General features: G+C 57.3%; 14 protein-coding genes. 5 read left to right on the forward strand and 9 right to left on the reverse strand.

All coding sequences use genetic code 11. The features are described 5' to 3' along the window. Positions 1–10: 10 nt before the first annotated feature. The 8 genes from IM304_RS04905 to mntR form a co-directional block, all read right to left on the reverse strand. The gene (locus IM304_RS04905) at positions 11–1,333 is read right to left on the reverse strand and encodes a PTS sugar transporter subunit IIC (RefSeq protein WP_193356601.1); all 1,323 of its coding nucleotides are present in this window, start codon (positions 1,331–1,333) and stop codon (positions 11–13) included. A gap of 51 nt (positions 1,334–1,384) precedes the next feature. After that, entirely contained in the window at positions 1,385–2,761 is a 1,377-nt protein-coding gene (locus IM304_RS04910; protein ID WP_193356602.1) for a glycoside hydrolase family 1 protein, read from the reverse strand. Positions 2,762–2,912: 151 nt separating this feature from the next. After that, positions 2,913–3,953 (reverse strand): aldo/keto reductase, encoded by a 1,041-nt coding sequence (locus IM304_RS04915; RefSeq protein WP_193356603.1) that lies wholly within the window; start codon positions 3,951–3,953, stop codon positions 2,913–2,915. A gap of 101 nt (positions 3,954–4,054) precedes the next feature. Continuing rightward, positions 4,055–5,578: an efflux transporter outer membrane subunit gene (locus IM304_RS04920; protein ID WP_193356604.1), complete on the reverse strand. Its 1,524-nt coding sequence runs from the start codon at positions 5,576–5,578 to the stop codon at positions 4,055–4,057. After that, positions 5,578–7,149 (reverse strand): DHA2 family efflux MFS transporter permease subunit, encoded by a 1,572-nt coding sequence (locus IM304_RS04925; protein ID WP_193356605.1) that lies wholly within the window; start codon positions 7,147–7,149, stop codon positions 5,578–5,580. Before IM304_RS04925 ends, IM304_RS04920 begins: the two co-directional genes overlap by 1 nt. Next, on the reverse strand, positions 7,146–8,240 hold the full coding sequence (locus IM304_RS04930) for an HlyD family secretion protein (protein WP_193356606.1): 1,095 nt from the start codon (positions 8,238–8,240) through the stop codon (positions 7,146–7,148). Before IM304_RS04930 ends, IM304_RS04925 begins: the two co-directional genes overlap by 4 nt. Before the next feature lie 101 nt (positions 8,241–8,341). Then, the gene (locus tag IM304_RS04935; RefSeq protein ID WP_193356607.1) at positions 8,342–9,451 is read right to left on the reverse strand and encodes an anion transporter; all 1,110 of its coding nucleotides are present in this window, start codon (positions 9,449–9,451) and stop codon (positions 8,342–8,344) included. Then, entirely contained in the window at positions 9,448–9,918 is a 471-nt protein-coding gene (mntR, locus tag IM304_RS04940) for a manganese-binding transcriptional regulator MntR (RefSeq protein ID WP_148420737.1), read from the reverse strand. Before mntR ends, IM304_RS04935 begins: the two co-directional genes overlap by 4 nt. A gap of 183 nt (positions 9,919–10,101) precedes the next feature. On the opposite strand from mntR, the gene mntS reads away from it, so the two are divergent. Then, on the forward strand, positions 10,102–10,230 hold the full coding sequence (mntS, locus tag IM304_RS04945) for a manganase accumulation protein MntS (protein WP_032645368.1): 129 nt from the start codon (positions 10,102–10,104) through the stop codon (positions 10,228–10,230). A 268-nt stretch (positions 10,231–10,498) separates the two neighbouring features. Then, a complete protein-coding gene (locus tag IM304_RS04950) occupies positions 10,499–12,082 on the forward strand; it encodes a phosphoethanolamine transferase (RefSeq protein ID WP_193356608.1) in 1,584 nt (527 codons plus the stop codon). A gap of 143 nt (positions 12,083–12,225) precedes the next feature. Here IM304_RS04950 and ompX read toward each other — a convergent pair whose 3' ends face one another. Further along, a complete protein-coding gene (gene ompX, locus IM304_RS04955) occupies positions 12,226–12,744 on the reverse strand; it encodes an outer membrane protein OmpX (protein WP_003858450.1) in 519 nt (172 codons plus the stop codon). Positions 12,745–13,098: 354 nt separating this feature from the next. Here ompX and rhtA point away from each other — a divergent pair, with 354 nt between their 5' ends. The 3 genes from rhtA to glnH all read left to right on the forward strand — a co-directional run bounded on the left by rhtA (position 13,099) and on the right by glnH (position 15,895). Beyond that, complete coding sequence (gene rhtA, locus IM304_RS04960) at positions 13,099–13,986, forward strand: threonine/homoserine exporter RhtA (protein ID WP_193356609.1); 888 nt, start codon at positions 13,099–13,101, stop codon at positions 13,984–13,986. A 300-nt stretch (positions 13,987–14,286) separates the two neighbouring features. Further along, positions 14,287–14,790, forward strand: coding sequence for a DNA starvation/stationary phase protection protein Dps (gene dps, locus IM304_RS04965; RefSeq protein ID WP_000100801.1), 504 nt, complete (start codon positions 14,287–14,289; stop codon positions 14,788–14,790). Between the two features lie 361 nt (positions 14,791–15,151). Beyond that, entirely contained in the window at positions 15,152–15,895 is a 744-nt protein-coding gene (glnH, locus tag IM304_RS04970) for a glutamine ABC transporter substrate-binding protein GlnH (RefSeq protein ID WP_003858455.1), read from the forward strand. Positions 15,896–15,940 lie beyond the last annotated feature (45 nt).

Raw genomic sequence — 15,940 nt, forward strand, 5'->3', positions numbered from 1 at the left:
TTCCTTATGATTAGTTTTCTGTCCCGCTGTTTTTCAGGGCCACTCGCTCGGCAACGTTGAGGAAAGGCAGGTAGAAGAATACACCAAATACGATGATTGCCAACTGCACCACCACGGCGCGCCAGTCCCCCGCCGTCGCCAGCCAGGCGCTGAGGAGCGGCGGGGTTGTCCACGGGATCATCACCACGCAGCGCGACATCAGCCCAAGCGTGGTACAGAGCCAGGCGAAGTAAATGCCGATGGCGGGCAGCAGCACAAACGGGATCATCAGCGGCAGGTTAAAGACAATCGGCAGGCCGAAAATCACCGGCTCGTTGATGTTAAACAGGCCCGGCGCCAGCGACAGACGCGCCACCTGCTTCGCCGACCGCTGCCGCGAGAAGATGAAGATAGCAATCAGCAGCGAGATGGTGCTGCCCGTTCCGCCCACCATGCCAAAGGTCGGAACGAAGATACTGTTGATGATGTGCGGGATCGGCTGACCACCGGCAAAGGCCAGCATGTTTTCGTTGGTGTTAATCAGCAGAAACGGCTCCAGCACCACGCTGTTCACCACCGACTGGTGAATGCCGAGCGTGAACAGGAAGTTGCCGAAGCTGTAGATAAAAATCGTCCCCGGCAGGCTGGTGTTAATCAGCCGCAGCGGCTGCTGAATAAACGTGGTAATGAGGTGGATCAGATCCGTGTGCAGCACGTTTGCCAGCAGCGCCGCCAGCACCGCAAACAGCGACAGCGTAAGTATAGTCGGGATCAGCGCGGTGAAGGATTGGCTGACCGCCGGCGGCACGTTCTCTCCCAGCGAGATATGCAGCACCCTGAGCCGCGAAATGGCGATAAACAGCTCGGTTGAAAGCAGCCCAATCAGCACGCCGGCGAAAATGCCGGTGGAGCCGATATTGGCGAAGGTCAGCACCTGCGTAACGTTTACCGCGGCGTCGCTGCCGACGGGCGTAAGCGGGACGCGCATCGGCATCATAATGATAAAGCTGCTGACGGCGATAACCACTGCCGAGACCGGATTGTCGAAATCTTTGTTGCGCGCCAGCGACCAGGCAATCATCGGCGCCAGCAGCAGCGCGGCGATATTCAGCGTGCCGTTGACGATCGCCTCGCCCCACACCTTAAATCTCACCAGCGTGTCGCCTTCAAAAAGCCACGGGAAGACCACGTTGTTCACCAGCACCGCCAGGCCGGCGAGGATGAAAATCGGCATTACCGTGGCGAAGGCGTCGCGCAGGGAGCGAAGGTGCACCTGGTTTGCCAGGCGCGCCGAGAACGCTACAAATTTATCGACAAAAGACTGCATGTGCGGTGTGATTTTTGTTTCAGACATAGCGGAGAGTTCCCATCAATCAGTCACAAAAACGGCCCGGCAGCGTACGGCTTACATATCGCGTCCGTTGGTATGGATGACCTGTTTTAACCACACGTAGCTTTTCTTCGGCACGCGCTTCAGGTCTTTCAGATCATGGTTTTCGCGGTTGACGTAGACCACGCCGTAGCGCTTACGCATGTCCCCCTGCGAACTGAGAATGTCGATCAACCCCCAGCCGAGATAGCCCATAACTTCAGCACCATCCTCGAACATGGCGGCCTTCATGGCCTCGATATGCGCCCGGTGATAGTCAATGCGGTAGGTGTCGTCGATCGGGTTTACGCCGTCCCAGGATTCAATCACCCCGATGCCGTTTTCAATCGGGAACACCGGCATCCGCCAGTCGTTGGCGTAGCGGGTGATGATGGTGCGAAAGCCCAGCGGATCGATCTGCCAGTTCCACTCTGTGGCTTTCAGGTACGGGTTATTTTTCTCGCCGTGCAGCAGGTAATAGTTCACCGGCGTGCCTTCCGGGATCGCATCGCTGTCGAGCGTTTTGCTGGCATAGTAGCTGAAGGCCATAAAGTCGTTTTTGGTTCTCGCGAGCAGCGCAAGATCCTCAGCACGGTAGATATCGCCGAACCCTTCCTGCTCCACCACCGCCATGACCGCCGGGCTGTAGCCCTGACCGGCAAAGACGCGCAGCAGGTTCTGGTTGAGAAATTCGTCGTACTGCAGGGCGCAGAAGATATCGCGCGGTTTGCAGGTGGCCGGGTAAACCAGCTGGTGCGCCAGCATGCCGCCCATCAGCTGGCCCGGCTTTGTCTGGTGCAGGTATTCGGTTAACGCCATGTGCGCCACCATCGCATGGTGCTGGAGCTCATACAGCTCGCGCAGGGTTTGCTCCCCTTTCATATAGCCGGAGATGCGGAAGGCTTCCGGCATATGGAAAATGTTCTGCTCGTTGAAGGTCAGCCAGTACTTCACGCGGTCGCCGAAGCAGTCGATCATCTTTTTGCCGTAGCGGATAAAGGCCTCCACCACGCGGCGATCGTTAAAGCCGTTGTACTCCTGCGCCAGCGCCAGCGGCATATCGAAATGGTAAAGGCAGATCATCGGCTCTATACCGCGGGCGATCAGATCGTCGATAAAGCGATCGTAAAAGGCGATGCCTTCCTCGTTGAACTCGCCGTCGCCCTGCGGACAGACCCGGCTCCAGGAAATCTGGAAACGGTAGCAGTTCATGCCCAGATCCTGCATCAGGTCGAAATCTTCCCGGTACCGGTGGTAGGAATCCGTGGCAACTTTCCAGTCGGAGATGTTTTCTCCCGCCTCGCGGATGTCGTAGACCGACATTCCCTTTCCGCCCTCATTCCAGGCCCCTTCCGTCTGCATGCTGGATACCGAGTTGCCCCATAAAAAGTTGGCCGGCAGCAATTTGTTCATGCTCTCTCCCTATATGACTAGTCATTTAAATTCTCATGACTAGTCATATAGGCGAAGATGAAATGTCGATCAAAGGGGAGGATCGTTTTTTGTGAGCGGCGCAAAAGAAAAAGCCCCGGCAAGCGACGCGCCGCCGGGGGGGGAAGGAAGGTTACTGCTGCGCGAGCTGGCTGCGGCGATGCTCGCCCTGCCGCTCCAGCATCCAGCCCGGATATTCGCGCGGCAGCGCGCTGACGGCATCAAGCTCTTTTAGCTCGTCTTCGCTCAGGCGGATCCCGGTGGCGGCAATGTTGTCCTCCAGCTGCTCGACCCGTTTCGCGCCGATAATCACGCTGGTCACCGCTTTTTGATGCAGCAGCCACGCCAGCGCGATTTGCGCCACGGAGACGCCCTTACGCTCGGCAATGACGCGCATCACGTCCACGCAGTCGAAGGCGCGATCTTTATTCACCGGCGGGAAGTCAAACTCCAGACGACGGCCTCCGGTTTCGCTCTGCCCGTCACGGCCGTATTTCCCGCTCAGCAGGCCGCCCGCCAGCGGGCTCCAGACCATCAGCCCGACGCCTTCGCTCTGCATCATCGGCACCAGCTCGCGCTCCAGGTCGCGTCCGGCGATGGTGTAATACGCCTGGAGTGAGGCGAAACGGGACAGGCCCAGGCGTTCGGAAATGCCCAGCGCTTTGGCAATCTGCCAGGCCGCCCAGTTAGAGACGCCGATATAGCGCACGTGGCCGTGCTGCACCAGGTTATCCAGCGCATAGAGGGTCTCTTCGATGGGGGTCGCCGGATCGAAGCCGTGTAGCTGATAGAGATCGATATGATCGAGCTGCAGGCGGCGCAGGCTCTCCTTTACGCTGCCGATAATGTGATAGCGCGAGCCGCCGCGTGAGTTCACTCCCGCGGTCCCCGTTTCGCCGAACACCTTGGTGGCGACCACCACGTTTTCGCGCGGGACGTTCAGGTTTTTCAGCGCCTGACCGAGGATCTCCTCCGAGCGTCCTTCCGAATAGACGTCGGCAGTGTCGATAAAGTTGATGCCGGCGTCCAGCGCGCGGCCCACCAGCTGCTCGGCGTCGTTTTGCCTGAGCTGGCCAATCTTGCCCCACATGCCGCCCTCGCCGCCGAAGGTCATGGTGCCGAGGCAGAGTTCTGAAACAAACAGTCCGGTATTGCCCAGTTTTTGATAACGCATAACGCTTTCCTCGCATGTCGATGGGTGTCCGTTAGTTATACCCGCCCCTCGGCCTTCGCGAATGTGGCGTTCCTGTCCGTTTCTTGCCCAATCCTCCAAATCTATCCGCGCGGGGCGTCGCCAAAGACGGCGTAATCCGGGAGCTGCACCTGCTGATACGGCTCCCAGCCGCCGCCGAGGGCTTTGTAGAGCGCCACCAGGTCAAGCGCGCTCTGCACCTGCGCCTGCGCGCGCTGCTGCTGCGCCTGCGCCAGCTGCCGCTGGGCGTCCAGCACGTCGATAAAGCTGGCGATCCCCTGCCGGTAGCTGTCGCTCGCCAGGTCAAAGGCGTTTTGCAGCGCATCGATGGTTTTCGCGAGGCCCGCCTCACGCTGCTGGTCGGTGCGATAGCTCACCAGGGCATTTTCGACGTCGCCGAGGGCCGTCAGCACCGTCTGACGGTAGTCCAGTACCGCCGCGCCCTGCTGCGCGCGCGCCACCTTCACGCTGGAGACCAGCCGACCGCCCTGGAAAATGGGAATGGAAACCTGCGGCCCAAAGCTGTAGAAGTGGCTGCTCCAGTCGGTCAGCCAGCCGGATTCGCTGTTGCGCATGCCAAACTGCCCGGAGAGGGTAAAGCTCGGGAACAGCTCCGCCACCGAGACGCCGATTTGCGCCGTGGCGGCATGGAGGTTCGCCTCCGCTTCGCGCACGTCCGGGCGACGCCGCGCCAGCGTTGACGGAATGCCCGTTTGCACAATATCCGGCAACGCGGGCATAGGCTGTGAAGACTGGAGTTCAGCATCCAGCGCGCCCGGCGGCTTGCCGAGGAGGATCGCCAGGCCGTTCATCGCCTGACGCGCCTGCGCCTCATACTGCGGCAGCTGGGCTTCAAGAGTGCCCAGCTGCGCCCGGGCGTTTTCCACGTCCATCTGCGGTGACAGCCCGCCGCGCTGGCGGCTCTCCGTGAGCGCCAGCGTCTGCCGGGCGCTCTCAATCTGGGTATTGAGCGTAGCGATGATGCTTTGCGCGCCACGCAGCTGTAGCCAGGCGCGAGCCACTTCCGCCTCCAGCGACACCAGCGCATCGTTACGCTGCTCGACTGCCGCCCTCTGCTGCGCCTCCGCCGCCTCCACCTGACGGCGCACCTTGCCCCACAGGTCGATTTCCCACCGGGCGTCAAAGCTGCCCTGATAAAGGTTGATCGGCTGCGTCAGCGGTCCTAACGCCCCCCGCAGCTGCGGGTCGACGTTATCCAGCTGGTCGTACACGCCGTGGGATTTCAGCTCCCCTTCCAGGCCGAGCTGCTGGCGCGTGGCCTGCACGCTGCCGTTCACCGACGGGAAAAATGCCCCGCCCGCCTGGTTAATCTGTTCACGCGCGCCGGCAATGCGCAGTACCGTTTGCTGTAGCGTCAGGTTCCCGGCGATGGCGCGCTCAACCAGGCTATCGAGCTGCGGCGAGCCGAAGGTTTTCCACCAGCGCGGATTGGTCGCGGCGGAGGTAGTTTGCGATTTCACCGCGCCGTCGCCCTTATCGTTCCAGCGCGCGGTCGCAGGCGGTGCGGGCTGCTGGTAGTCCGGCCCGACGGCGCAGCCCACCAGCAGCATCATTATTATCAGGGGGTGTAAACGTCTGTGTATCATCAGTGTGCTCCTGCACTCCCCTCGCTCTTAACCGGCGAGAGCAACAAACAAAACGGAATCAGTAAAAAGGCCACCGCGCTCAGCAGGGTGAAGACGTCGATGTAGGCCAGGAAGCGCGACTGCTCGATCATCGTCTGGTACATCCGCCCGGTGGCAATGCCGGTCGGATCGCCCACCTGGGTGGTGAAGTTCTGGATCGCCTGCGCGCTTTCGCGTATCGCCAGCTGGAACTGTTCGTTAAACGGCGAAGCGTGATACGCCAGGTGCGCGCTGTGCGCCTGCGAGCGCTCGGTAATGGCCGCCGTCGAGAGCGAAATGCCAATCGAGCCCGCCACGTTGCGGAACATGGTGAACAGCGCCGCCGCATCGGCGTTGAGCCGCCTCGGAATCGAGATAAACGCGATAGTGGTCAGCGGCACGAACAGGAACCCGAGCCCAATCGACTGGGCGCTGCGGAACAGCACCAGGGTTTCGAAGTCAATATCCGGCGTCAGCGTGCGCGACCAGAAGAACGACACCGCCAGGCAGGTAAAGCCAAAGGCGATGATCCAGCGCGTCTGCACCACCGGCATCAGCTTCAGCACCAGCGGAATAGTTAAGACGATCAGCACCGCCCCGGGCGACAGCACCAGCCCGGACCAGGTGGCGGTATAGCCTAAATCCTGCTGCGCCAGCTGCGGGATAACAACCGAGCTGCCGTACAGGATCATCGCCATCCCCGCCATCAGCAGGCTGGAGACGGCGAAGTTACGGTCCTTCATGCAGTGCAGATCCACCACCGGCTTTTTGGCATACACCAGCCAGTAGATCGCGCCGATAATGCCGACCAGCGTCAGCACCGCAAAGGTGCGGATAAAGTTCGAGTAGAACCAGTCGTCGTCCTCACCCCGGTCGAGCATCACCTGCAAACAGCCCAGACCGAGGGCGATCAGGCCGATCCCCGTCCAGTCGACGGTGAGCTTCTCTTCCGATTTTTTCTCCCACGGCGGATCTTCCAGCAGCTGGTAGATCGCCAGCACCGTCACGATCCCCACCGGAATATTGATGAAGAACACCCAGCGCCAGGAGTAGTTATCGGTGATCCAGCCGCCCAGCGTCGGGCCAAGCACCGGCGCAACGATAATGGCAATCGACGAAAGACCGAAAGCTTTGCCCCTGTCCTCCGGCTTGAAGTAGTCGAGCAAAACCGACTGCTGCGTGGGCTGCAATCCGCCGCCGAAGAAGCCCTGCATCACGCGGAAAAGGATGATTTGCCACAGCTCGGTGGCGATGCCGCACAGGAACGAGCAGATGGTGAACATGACGATGCAGATCAGGAAGAACTGCTTGCGGCCAAACAGGCGGCTCAGGAACGCCGAGATGGGCAGTACGATGCCGTTCGCCACCAGGTAGCTGGTGAGCACCCAGGTGGATTCGTCATAGCTGGCCGAAAGCGACCCCGCCACGTGCGGCAGCGCCACGTTGACGATGGTGGTGTCCAGAATTTCCATAAACACCGCCAGGGTGACCACAATCGCCACCGCCCACGGGTTGCTGGCGGGCTTCCAGTTTTCGTGGCTGCTGTCCGTCATTCCACGGTGACCTTCGGTTCAACCGACAGCCCCAGCGGCAGCGGCCTGTTCGGATCCAGCCCTTTATCAATAACGATTTTGACCGGCACGCGCTGAACGATCTTCACAAAGTTACCGGTAGTGTTTTCCGACGGGAAGGCGGAGAAGCGCGAGCCGCTGCCCTGCTGGATGCTGTCGATGTGGCCTTCCAGCGCCATATCCGGCCAGGCATCCACGGAGACGGTGACCCTATCTCCGGGCTTCATGCGCTCAAGCTGCGACTCCTTGAAGTTCGCCACCACCCACACGTTCGGGGACACCAGCGAGAACAGCGCCGTGCCCGCCTGCACCAGCGTGCCGGGCTGCACGTTGCGTTTGGTCACAAAGCCGTCGAACGGGGCGCGGACTTCGGTATAAGAGAGGTTCAGGTTGGCGGTTTCCAGCTGCGCTCTGGCCTGGTCGACCTGCCGCTCGCGGGCTTCGACGTTGGTCTCCTGCTGGCGAATTTGCAGCTGAACCTGCTCCGCCACCTCCAGCTGCGCCCGGGCGCTGGCAAGACCCGCCTGCGCGCTGCGCAGCTGGGCGTTCGCGGAATCGATACTTTGCTGAGTGGTCGCGCGCGGGTCAACGCCGCGCTGGCGGCGATACTCCGCCTGCGCGTTCGCCATATCCGCCTGCGCTTTCAGCACCTGAGCCCTGGCTTCGTCACGCTGGGCGGGATATTGCACCTTCGAGAGCGCCAGCTGCGCCTGAGCCTGATGCAGCTGAGCCTGCGCCAGCCCGAGCTCGGCCTTAGCCCGATCGCGCTGGGCGATGTTATCGCGAGGATCGATTACCACCAGCACGTCGCCTTTTTTCACGCGCTGGTTATCCCGCACGCGAAGCTCGGTAACGTAGCCCGCCGTTTTAGGGGCAATCGTCACCACGTCACCGTCGGTGAAGGCGTCGTCGGTGGTCTCTTCGTTACGGGTCAAAAACCACCACACCAGCGCCACAATCACCATCACGATGACCACGATGCCAAGGATAATTAACGGTTTTTTGCCCGGGCGCTTGCGCTCGTTATTATTGTTTTCCTGCTCGTCAGCAGGTGGGTTTTGATCTTCTGCCATAGTTCAGCAACGGTCCTGTCAGTGAGCGGCATCACACTATGCCGTTCACTAAAGCTAGGACGTTGCTATACATTTGCCAGGAAAAACTGACAAATTGCGCACTATATGAGAAGGAATAGTCCGAAACCGACCGCCGCTGACCAGAGCAGCATCGGGATTGACCAGAGATGGAAGCGCCACCAGATGCGGCGGTCGTTTGCCATACGCAGGGCGATCAGGTTCGCCAGCGAGCCGGGCAGCAGCCCAAAGCCACCGACGTTAACCGCCCAGGCCAGCAGCGCCGTAGGGGGAACATAGTTAAGCAGTAAAATGGTGGACGGCACGTTGCTGATGACCTGCGAAAGACCAATCGCCGTCAGCCACAGCCCCGCCTGGGACAGGCCGCTTACGCTGTGGAGAACGTTCTGCAATACCGGGAGCTGGATCAGCAGATGCACATCGATAAACATCGCCATAAAGACCAGCAGCAGCGTCCAGTCGACGCTCACCAGCACCCGCCGGGCGAGGAACAGGAAACCGCACGCCACCAGCAGCGCGCCCGCCAGGGCCTGGTTTAGCTCCAGCGCGGTGAGGAAAACGATATACAGGCCGAGGCAGCTCCAGACCAGGCGCGGCTGCCACTGCGGGCCGGCCGTACCGCTGTGGTACTGCAGCGATTTATTGGGGAAGGCAAACCAGCAGACCACCAGTAGCGTCAGCACGATCGCCAGCGCCAGCGGCGCCATCTGCCAGGTAAATGCGGTAAACGACAGGCCGGAGCGTCCCCACAGCAAAATGTTCTGCGGGTTTCCAATCGGCGTGAGCAGCGAGCCGGCGTTAACGGCCAGCGCTTCAAAAATGATCAGACGGGTCACCGGAATTTCGCACAGCTTACGCAACGTGAGCGTAAGCGGCACCACGATAAACAGCGCCACGTCATTGGTCAGAAACGTCGACAGCAGCGCCGCCGAGAAGACCATAAACAGCGCCAGCCTGCGCTCGGTGGCAAAGCGGCGCACCATTTTCCGCCCCAGGACGTCGAAATAGCCGCTCAGCTCAACGCCCTTGGTGAGCATCATCAATCCGCTCAGGGTGATGATGGTGCGCCAGTCAATGGCCGCAGGCCAGGCCTGCGGCGCAAAGGGCACAAACAGGCTGAACCCGACGCCAATAATAAGCAGCAGATGGAAAAAGCGATCGCGTTTCAGGGCCTGCAGGCCGGGGATGTTCATTCAGCGGAGGGACCGTATTTGAGCGTAAATTCGCGGAACCGTACCAGCGTCTCTTCGCTGACGTGATGTTCCATCCCTTCGGCATCCCGACGGGCAATTTCCGGGCTCACGCCCAGCACCAGTAAAAAATTCTCGACGATCTGATGGCGCTCGCGGCTCTCCTGCGCCAGCTTTTCGCCTTCAGCGGTGAGGAACACCCCGCGCCACGGGATCATCTCGATCAGCCCTACCGACGCCAGACGTTTTAACATTTTGGCAACCGTTGGCTGTGAAACGCCCAGACGTGCGGCCATATCAACCTGACGCGCTTCCCCGACTTCACGAATCAGGTCGGAGATCAGCTCAACATAATCATCAATCAGCTCCCGGCGGTGCGCCTCACGCACCTGACGAAACCCTTCAACATGCTCTTCAACGTTCACCAGTTGCGTCGTTTTTTTAGTTGGCTTACCTGCGCGACGGTTCATTGTGCTTCCTCAATGGGGTTGACGCTTCCAGCGCCCTGTAACGGAGCGCACATTGTAAACCATAGCTCTACAAGCACAAAAAATTAACGAATTAGCCATAGCTATACAATATAGCCTGTGCTATATCTGTATGTAATGCAGTCAACCTTCACGGATCGAAGGGATCAAAAATCAGGAGGTCTTATGAACGAATTCAAGAGGTGTATGACCGTGTTTACCCACTCTCCCTTCAAAGTGCGCTTAATGCTGTTGAACATGCTGTGCGATATGTTTAACAACAAACCGCACCAGGACGACAAATCCTCCCACTAAGCGGCGTCGCGGCACGCCGCTTCATTTTCCCTTCACGCTTTCCCTGTAAACGGCCAATTCCCGATTATTTTTGCGGATTTGCAGCCCCCTTCGCAAAACATCTGTTTAGCAACTGTTGACCTTAATTCACGCTCGCACTATCTTCTTGCAGCCCTGCACAATTTGCGGCTCGCTGAAGCGGACCTCGCATTCCCTTTCCACGCACTGTCCGGCAGGCTTTGACCCTTGGCGCCAGGGTGAGCACATGGCGTTTTCGTGATAGTGATCTATGAACGTAACCCTGATTGATACGCTTGTTACCCGCAGCCGGGCCTTAAGCCCGTGGACGGGATTTTATTTTTTGCAGTCGCTGCTGATTAACTTTGCGCTTGGCTACCCCTTCAGCCTGCTTTATGCCGTCGCGTTCACCTGCATCCTGCACCTGCTGTGGCGAAGCGCACCGCGCGTGCAGAAAGTGCTTCTGGGTCTCTGCTCCCTGGTCGCCGCGGCCTATTTCCCGTTTGGCCAGGCGTATGGCGCGCCAAACTTTAATACCCTGCTGGCGCTGCACTCTACCAATATGGAAGAGTCCACGGAGATCCTGACAATCTTCCCGTGGTACAGCTACGTCGTTGGCCTCTTTATTTTTGCCCTTGGGGTGATTGCGGTTCGCCGTAAGCCGGATGCGAAAAAGGCGTGGGGTAAAATTGAAAGCCTGTGCCTGGCCTTCAGCGTGGTGACGTTTTTTGTCGCGCCGGTACAAAACCTGGCCTGGGGCGGCGTGTTTAAGCTTAAAGATACCGGGTATCCGGTGTTTCGCTTCATCAAGGACGTGGTGGTCAATAACGAGGAAGTGCTCGACGAGCAGGCGCGCATGGCCGAGCTTTCCACGATGAAAGATACCTGGAACGTGCTGGCGGTGAAGCCGAAGTACCACACCTACGTCGTGGTGATCGGCGAAAGCGCGCGTCGCGATGCGCTCGGCGCGTTTGGCGGCCACTGGGACAACACGCCGTTTGCCAGCACCGTCAACGGCACGCTGTTTACCGACTACGTTGCCGCCAGCGGCTCGACGCAGAAATCCCTCGGCCTGACGCTTAATCGCGTGGTGGATGGCAAACCGCAGTTTCAGGATAATTTTGTCACGCTGGCTAACCGCGCCGGTTTCCAGACCTGGTGGTTCTCAAATCAGGGGCAGATTGGTGAATACGATACCGCTATTGCCAGCATCGCGAAGCGTGCCGACGAGGTGCAGTTCCTGAAGAGCGGTGACTTTGAAGCGGATAAAAATACCAAAGATGAAGCGCTGCTGAAGATGACGGCGCAGGTTTTTGCCACCCAGCGCACCCAGCCGCAGCTGATTGTCCTGCATCTGATGGGGTCCCATCCGCAGGCCTGCGACCGCACGCAGGGTAAGTACGCCGACTTTGTGCAGTCGAAAGAGACCTCCTGCTACCTCTACACCATGACGCAAACCGACGATCTGCTCAGCAAGCTGTACGCGCAGCTGCGCAATAGCGGCGACAGCTTCTCCATGGTCTATTTCTCAGACCACGGCCTGGCGTTTAAGGAGCGCGGCAAAGAGGTGCAGTATCTGGCGCACGATGATAAATTCCAGCAGAACTTCCAGGTGCCGTTCATGGTGCTGTCGAGCGATGACAAAACGCATCGCATCATCAAGGCACGCCGTTCCGCCAACGATTTTCTGAAATTCTTCTCACAGTGGACGGGCATTAAGGCGAAGGAGATAAAAAATGATTACCCGTTTATCTCCGAGAAGAAGGGCCCGCCAGTTTACATTACTAACTTCAGGTTACAGAAAGTTGACTATAACCATCTGGGGACGGATATTTTCGATATTAAGAGTAAGTGATCTCCGCTGACTCGTGCGGCCTGGTGCCCTCACCTGCGGGGAACAAACGTAAAAAGCGGCAATCATGGATTGCCGTTTTGCTTTAAGCTTCTCAAAAAAAAATCCGCCACAAGGGCGGATTTTTTACTGGCTCACCGAAGTGATTAGAAGCGGTAACCTACGCCCGCGATCCAGGTGCCAACGTCAACGTTGCGGATACGGCTCTGCTCATAGGAGAAGTCCAGAGCAACGTTTTCGATTGGGTTGAACTGCATACCTGCGCCATAGGAGAAACCGTAGTCGCTGTTGCTAGCAGTACGGTTCAGACCCTGGTTTTCGGTCTGCTGGAATTTACCGTAGCCAACACCTACAACACCGTAGATGCTTGCCCAGTCATTCAGGCGGTAAGCAGGACCCGCGGTGATGCCGTAGTACTGACCTTTATTGTAAGAGCCATTTTCAGTACGATCTTTCTCGGTGTAGGTGAAAGAACCGATCACGCCCAGCGGGTTGTTGTCTTGCTCGTAACGGTACTTCAGGTTGAAACCGTTGGTTTTGTTCATCACGCCCTGCATATCGCTCTGAGCGTAACCACCAGTTACAGTTGAAGTTGCCGCTACCGCGGTACCTGCGGAAACAGCCAGAACAGCTGCCAGTGCTGAAAGACATGCAATTTTTTTCATAACCACCTCAAATGTGCTTCAAGTAAGTCCGTAAGTTTTAAATATATCAAAAAATTCTGTGAAACTCTTTGTTCTTCACGATGTCTAATGAGACCTTTCCTGTAACAGAACATTTCCACAAGGCACTATCTTGTTAAAATAATTCCAGATTTTCACCTTTTAACGCTAATAGTGCGCGCCATCGCCGTTACATTCATCCAGATTATTCCTAATCTTTCAGGCGATAAAATCATCAACCTTTCCTCATTTTACGGATTTTCCCTGGTTTTTTTTCAACAGTAGCTCAACCGTTGCACCTTATTTCCATTACACTGCCACTTTTACCTCATTTGACATAAATTGACAGGAGAAAGGATGCCTGGTTTACCCCGCAAGTCTTCGGTCTGGATGCCGGTTGCAGTGATACTTATCGCGATGATGTCCATTCAGAGTGGCGCGTCGCTGGCGAAATCCCTCTTTCCGCTGGTCGGTGCGCCGGGCGTCACGGCGCTGCGCATCGCGTTAGGCACCCTGATCCTCGTGGTTATCTTTAAGCCCTGGCGGTTACGCTTTAAAAAGGAGCAGCGGCTGCCCCTGCTCTTTTATGGGCTGGCGCTGGGAGGGATGAACTATATGTTCTATCTCTCAATTCAGACCATCCCCCTGGGGATCGCGGTTGCGCTTGAATTTACCGGCCCGCTGGCCGTCGCCCTCTTCTCTTCCCGTCGTCCGGTAGACTTTATCTGGGTGATCCTTGCCGTGCTGGGGCTATGGTTCCTGCTGCCGCTCGGTCAAAGCGTGTCGCAAGTCGATTTAACGGGTGCCGCTCTGGCGTTGGGCGCGGGGGCGTGCTGGGCGGTTTACATACTAACCGGCCAGCGTGCAGGTGAAGAACACGGTCCGGCGACGGTCGCGTTAGGGTCGCTGATTGCCGCCATCATTTTTGTTCCGCTTGGCATGGCGCAGGCCACGGACTCAATATGGCAGTGGTCCATCCTGCCGGTGGGGCTGGCGGTCGCTATCCTCTCTACGGCGCTGCCCTACTCTCTGGAGATGATCGCCCTGACGCGCCTGCCCACGCGCATTTTCGGCACCCTGATGAGCATGGAACCCGCCCTGGCCGCCGTTTCGGGAATGATTTTCCTCGGCGAAACCCTGACGCTGGTGCAAACGCTGGCGCTCTGCTCCATTATTGCGGCATCAATGGGCTCCACGCTGACCATGCGTCCAGAACCTAAGGTTCAAAAAATCGACCTCGGCTAACCCCTTATATTCTGCATGGTTCATCCGCCATGCAGAATATACTCCGAATCCGTTCGCCCAAATACTTTCTTACAAAGTCGCCTTTATTGCTGAAATATGTCACCCGCCCTCCTTACCAGAGCCTAAATTAAGATTGATCTGCATCAATTTTTATAGATTCCTTTTATTTCATATAGTTAATAATACAACCATCCTTTCGCTATTAAACCGATAGGCAGCGCCAAACCGCAGAGAAAAAATCCGGTGCTATACTTAGTTCCGTAATTACCTGGGACACAAACATCAAGAGGATATGAGATTATGAGTACCGCTAAACTGGTGAAAACGAAAGCGTCTAATCTGCTTTATACCCGTAACGATGTATCGGATAGCGATAAAAAGGCAACCATTGAGCTGCTGAATCGCCAGGTGGTCCAGTTCATCGATCTTTCGCTGATCACCAAACAGGCCCACTGGAATATGCGCGGTGCAAACTTTATTGCCGTTCATGAAATGCTGGATGGCTTCCGCACAGCACTGGTTACACACCTTGATACCATGGCCGAACGCGCCGTACAGCTGGGCGGCGTGGCGCTGGGCACCACGCAGGTGATCAACAGCAAAACGCCACTGAAAAGCTACCCGCTGGATATTCATACCGTTCAGGATCACCTGAAAGAGCTGGCGGACCGCTACGCGATCGTGGCGAACGACGTTCGTAAAGCCATCGGTGAAGCAAAAGATGAAGATACTGCTGATATCTTCACCGCCGCCTCCCGCGACCTGGATCAGTTCCTGTGGTTCATTGAGTCCAACATCGAATAATCCCTGCGGATTATCTGAATAGCCCTCGCCCCTGGCGGGGGTTTTGCACATTTATGGTGCGCACTTTTGGGCGAAAAGGCCGCAAAAGTGAATAAAATGTAATAATCACCTCACACAACCGTTAACGGAAGATTGTTTTTCCGTCAGATTCTGCGCTAAATACCTCCCTGTCAGAAGCCCCTAACGAAGCGCACCAAAACGGTGCTCCATTATGGTGCAACATAACAGGATTGCCACGCTTATTGTGCAATGCGTGACATCATCTCCTTTGCAAAACAACAGGTTGTAAAACTGGCACGATTTTTTCATTGTGCCTGACGTTCTCGCAGGGGATCGCCCCGTGGATATAAAAGGAAATGCTATGAAGTCTGTATTAAAAGTTTCACTGGCTGCACTTACCCTGGCGTTTGCGGTGTCCTCTCAGGCCGCCGACAAACTGGTTGTGGCGACTGACACGGCGTTCGTACCGTTTGAATTTAAGCAGGGTGATAAATACGTCGGTTTTGACGTCGATCTGTGGGCCGCTGTCGCAAAAGAACTTAAGCTGGACTATACCCTGAAGCCAATGGACTTCAGCGGCATCATCCCGGCGCTGCAAACCAAAAACGTTGACCTGGCGCTGGCCGGCATCACCATTACCGAAGAACGTAAAAAAGCGATCGATTTCTCTGACGGCTACTACAAAAGCGGCCTGCTGGTGATGGTGAAAGCGGACAACAACGACGTAAAAAGCGTGAAAGATCTGGACGGTAAAGTGGTCGCAGTGAAGAGCGGCACCGGTTCCGTTGATTACGCGAAAGCCAACATCAAAACTAAAGACCTGCGTCAGTTCCCGAACATCGACAACGCCTATATGGAACTCGGCACGAACCGCGCTGACGCGGTGCTGCACGATACCCCGAACATCCTGTACTTCATCAAAACCGCAGGCAACGGCAAGTTCAAAGCGGTAGGCGATTCTCTGGAAGCACAGCAGTACGGTATCGCGTTCCCGAAAGGCAGCGACGACCTGCGTAACAAGGTGAACGGCGCGCTGAAAACGCTGAAAGAGAACGGCACCTATAACGAAATCTACAAAAAATGGTTCGGTACCGAGCCTAAATAATTTTACCTGATCTCAGGTTTGTAACGCCCGGTGGCGCTCACGCTT

It is taken from the genome of Enterobacter cloacae complex sp. P40C2, assembly GCF_014930695.1.
In the GTDB taxonomy this organism is placed as follows: Bacteria; Pseudomonadota; Gammaproteobacteria; order Enterobacterales; family Enterobacteriaceae; genus Enterobacter; species Enterobacter pasteurii.

What these genes read in the sequence shown, in the direction of transcription:
- IM304_RS04905 (WP_193356601.1), bottom strand. Translation starts at nt 1,333, where the DNA reads ATGTCTGAAACAAAAATCACACCGCACATGCAGTCTTTTGTCGATAAA.
- IM304_RS04910 (WP_193356602.1), bottom strand. Translation starts at nt 2,761, where the DNA reads ATGAACAAATTGCTGCCGGCCAACTTTTTATGGGGCAACTCGGTATCC.
- IM304_RS04915 (WP_193356603.1), bottom strand. Translation starts at nt 3,953, where the DNA reads ATGCGTTATCAAAAACTGGGCAATACCGGACTGTTTGTTTCAGAACTC.
- IM304_RS04920 (WP_193356604.1), bottom strand. Translation starts at nt 5,578, where the DNA reads ATGATACACAGACGTTTACACCCCCTGATAATAATGATGCTGCTGGTG.
- IM304_RS04925 (WP_193356605.1), bottom strand. Translation starts at nt 7,149, where the DNA reads ATGACGGACAGCAGCCACGAAAACTGGAAGCCCGCCAGCAACCCGTGG.
- IM304_RS04930 (WP_193356606.1), bottom strand. Translation starts at nt 8,240, where the DNA reads ATGGCAGAAGATCAAAACCCACCTGCTGACGAGCAGGAAAACAATAAT.
- IM304_RS04935 (WP_193356607.1), bottom strand. Translation starts at nt 9,451, where the DNA reads ATGAACATCCCCGGCCTGCAGGCCCTGAAACGCGATCGCTTTTTCCAT.
- mntR (WP_148420737.1), bottom strand. Translation starts at nt 9,918, where the DNA reads ATGAACCGTCGCGCAGGTAAGCCAACTAAAAAAACGACGCAACTGGTG.
- mntS (WP_032645368.1), top strand. Translation starts at nt 10,102, where the DNA reads ATGAACGAATTCAAGAGGTGTATGACCGTGTTTACCCACTCTCCCTTC.
- IM304_RS04950 (WP_193356608.1), top strand. Translation starts at nt 10,499, where the DNA reads ATGAACGTAACCCTGATTGATACGCTTGTTACCCGCAGCCGGGCCTTA.
- ompX (WP_003858450.1), bottom strand. Translation starts at nt 12,744, where the DNA reads ATGAAAAAAATTGCATGTCTTTCAGCACTGGCAGCTGTTCTGGCTGTT.
- rhtA (WP_193356609.1), top strand. Translation starts at nt 13,099, where the DNA reads ATGCCTGGTTTACCCCGCAAGTCTTCGGTCTGGATGCCGGTTGCAGTG.
- dps (WP_000100801.1), top strand. Translation starts at nt 14,287, where the DNA reads ATGAGTACCGCTAAACTGGTGAAAACGAAAGCGTCTAATCTGCTTTAT.
- glnH (WP_003858455.1), top strand. Translation starts at nt 15,152, where the DNA reads ATGAAGTCTGTATTAAAAGTTTCACTGGCTGCACTTACCCTGGCGTTT.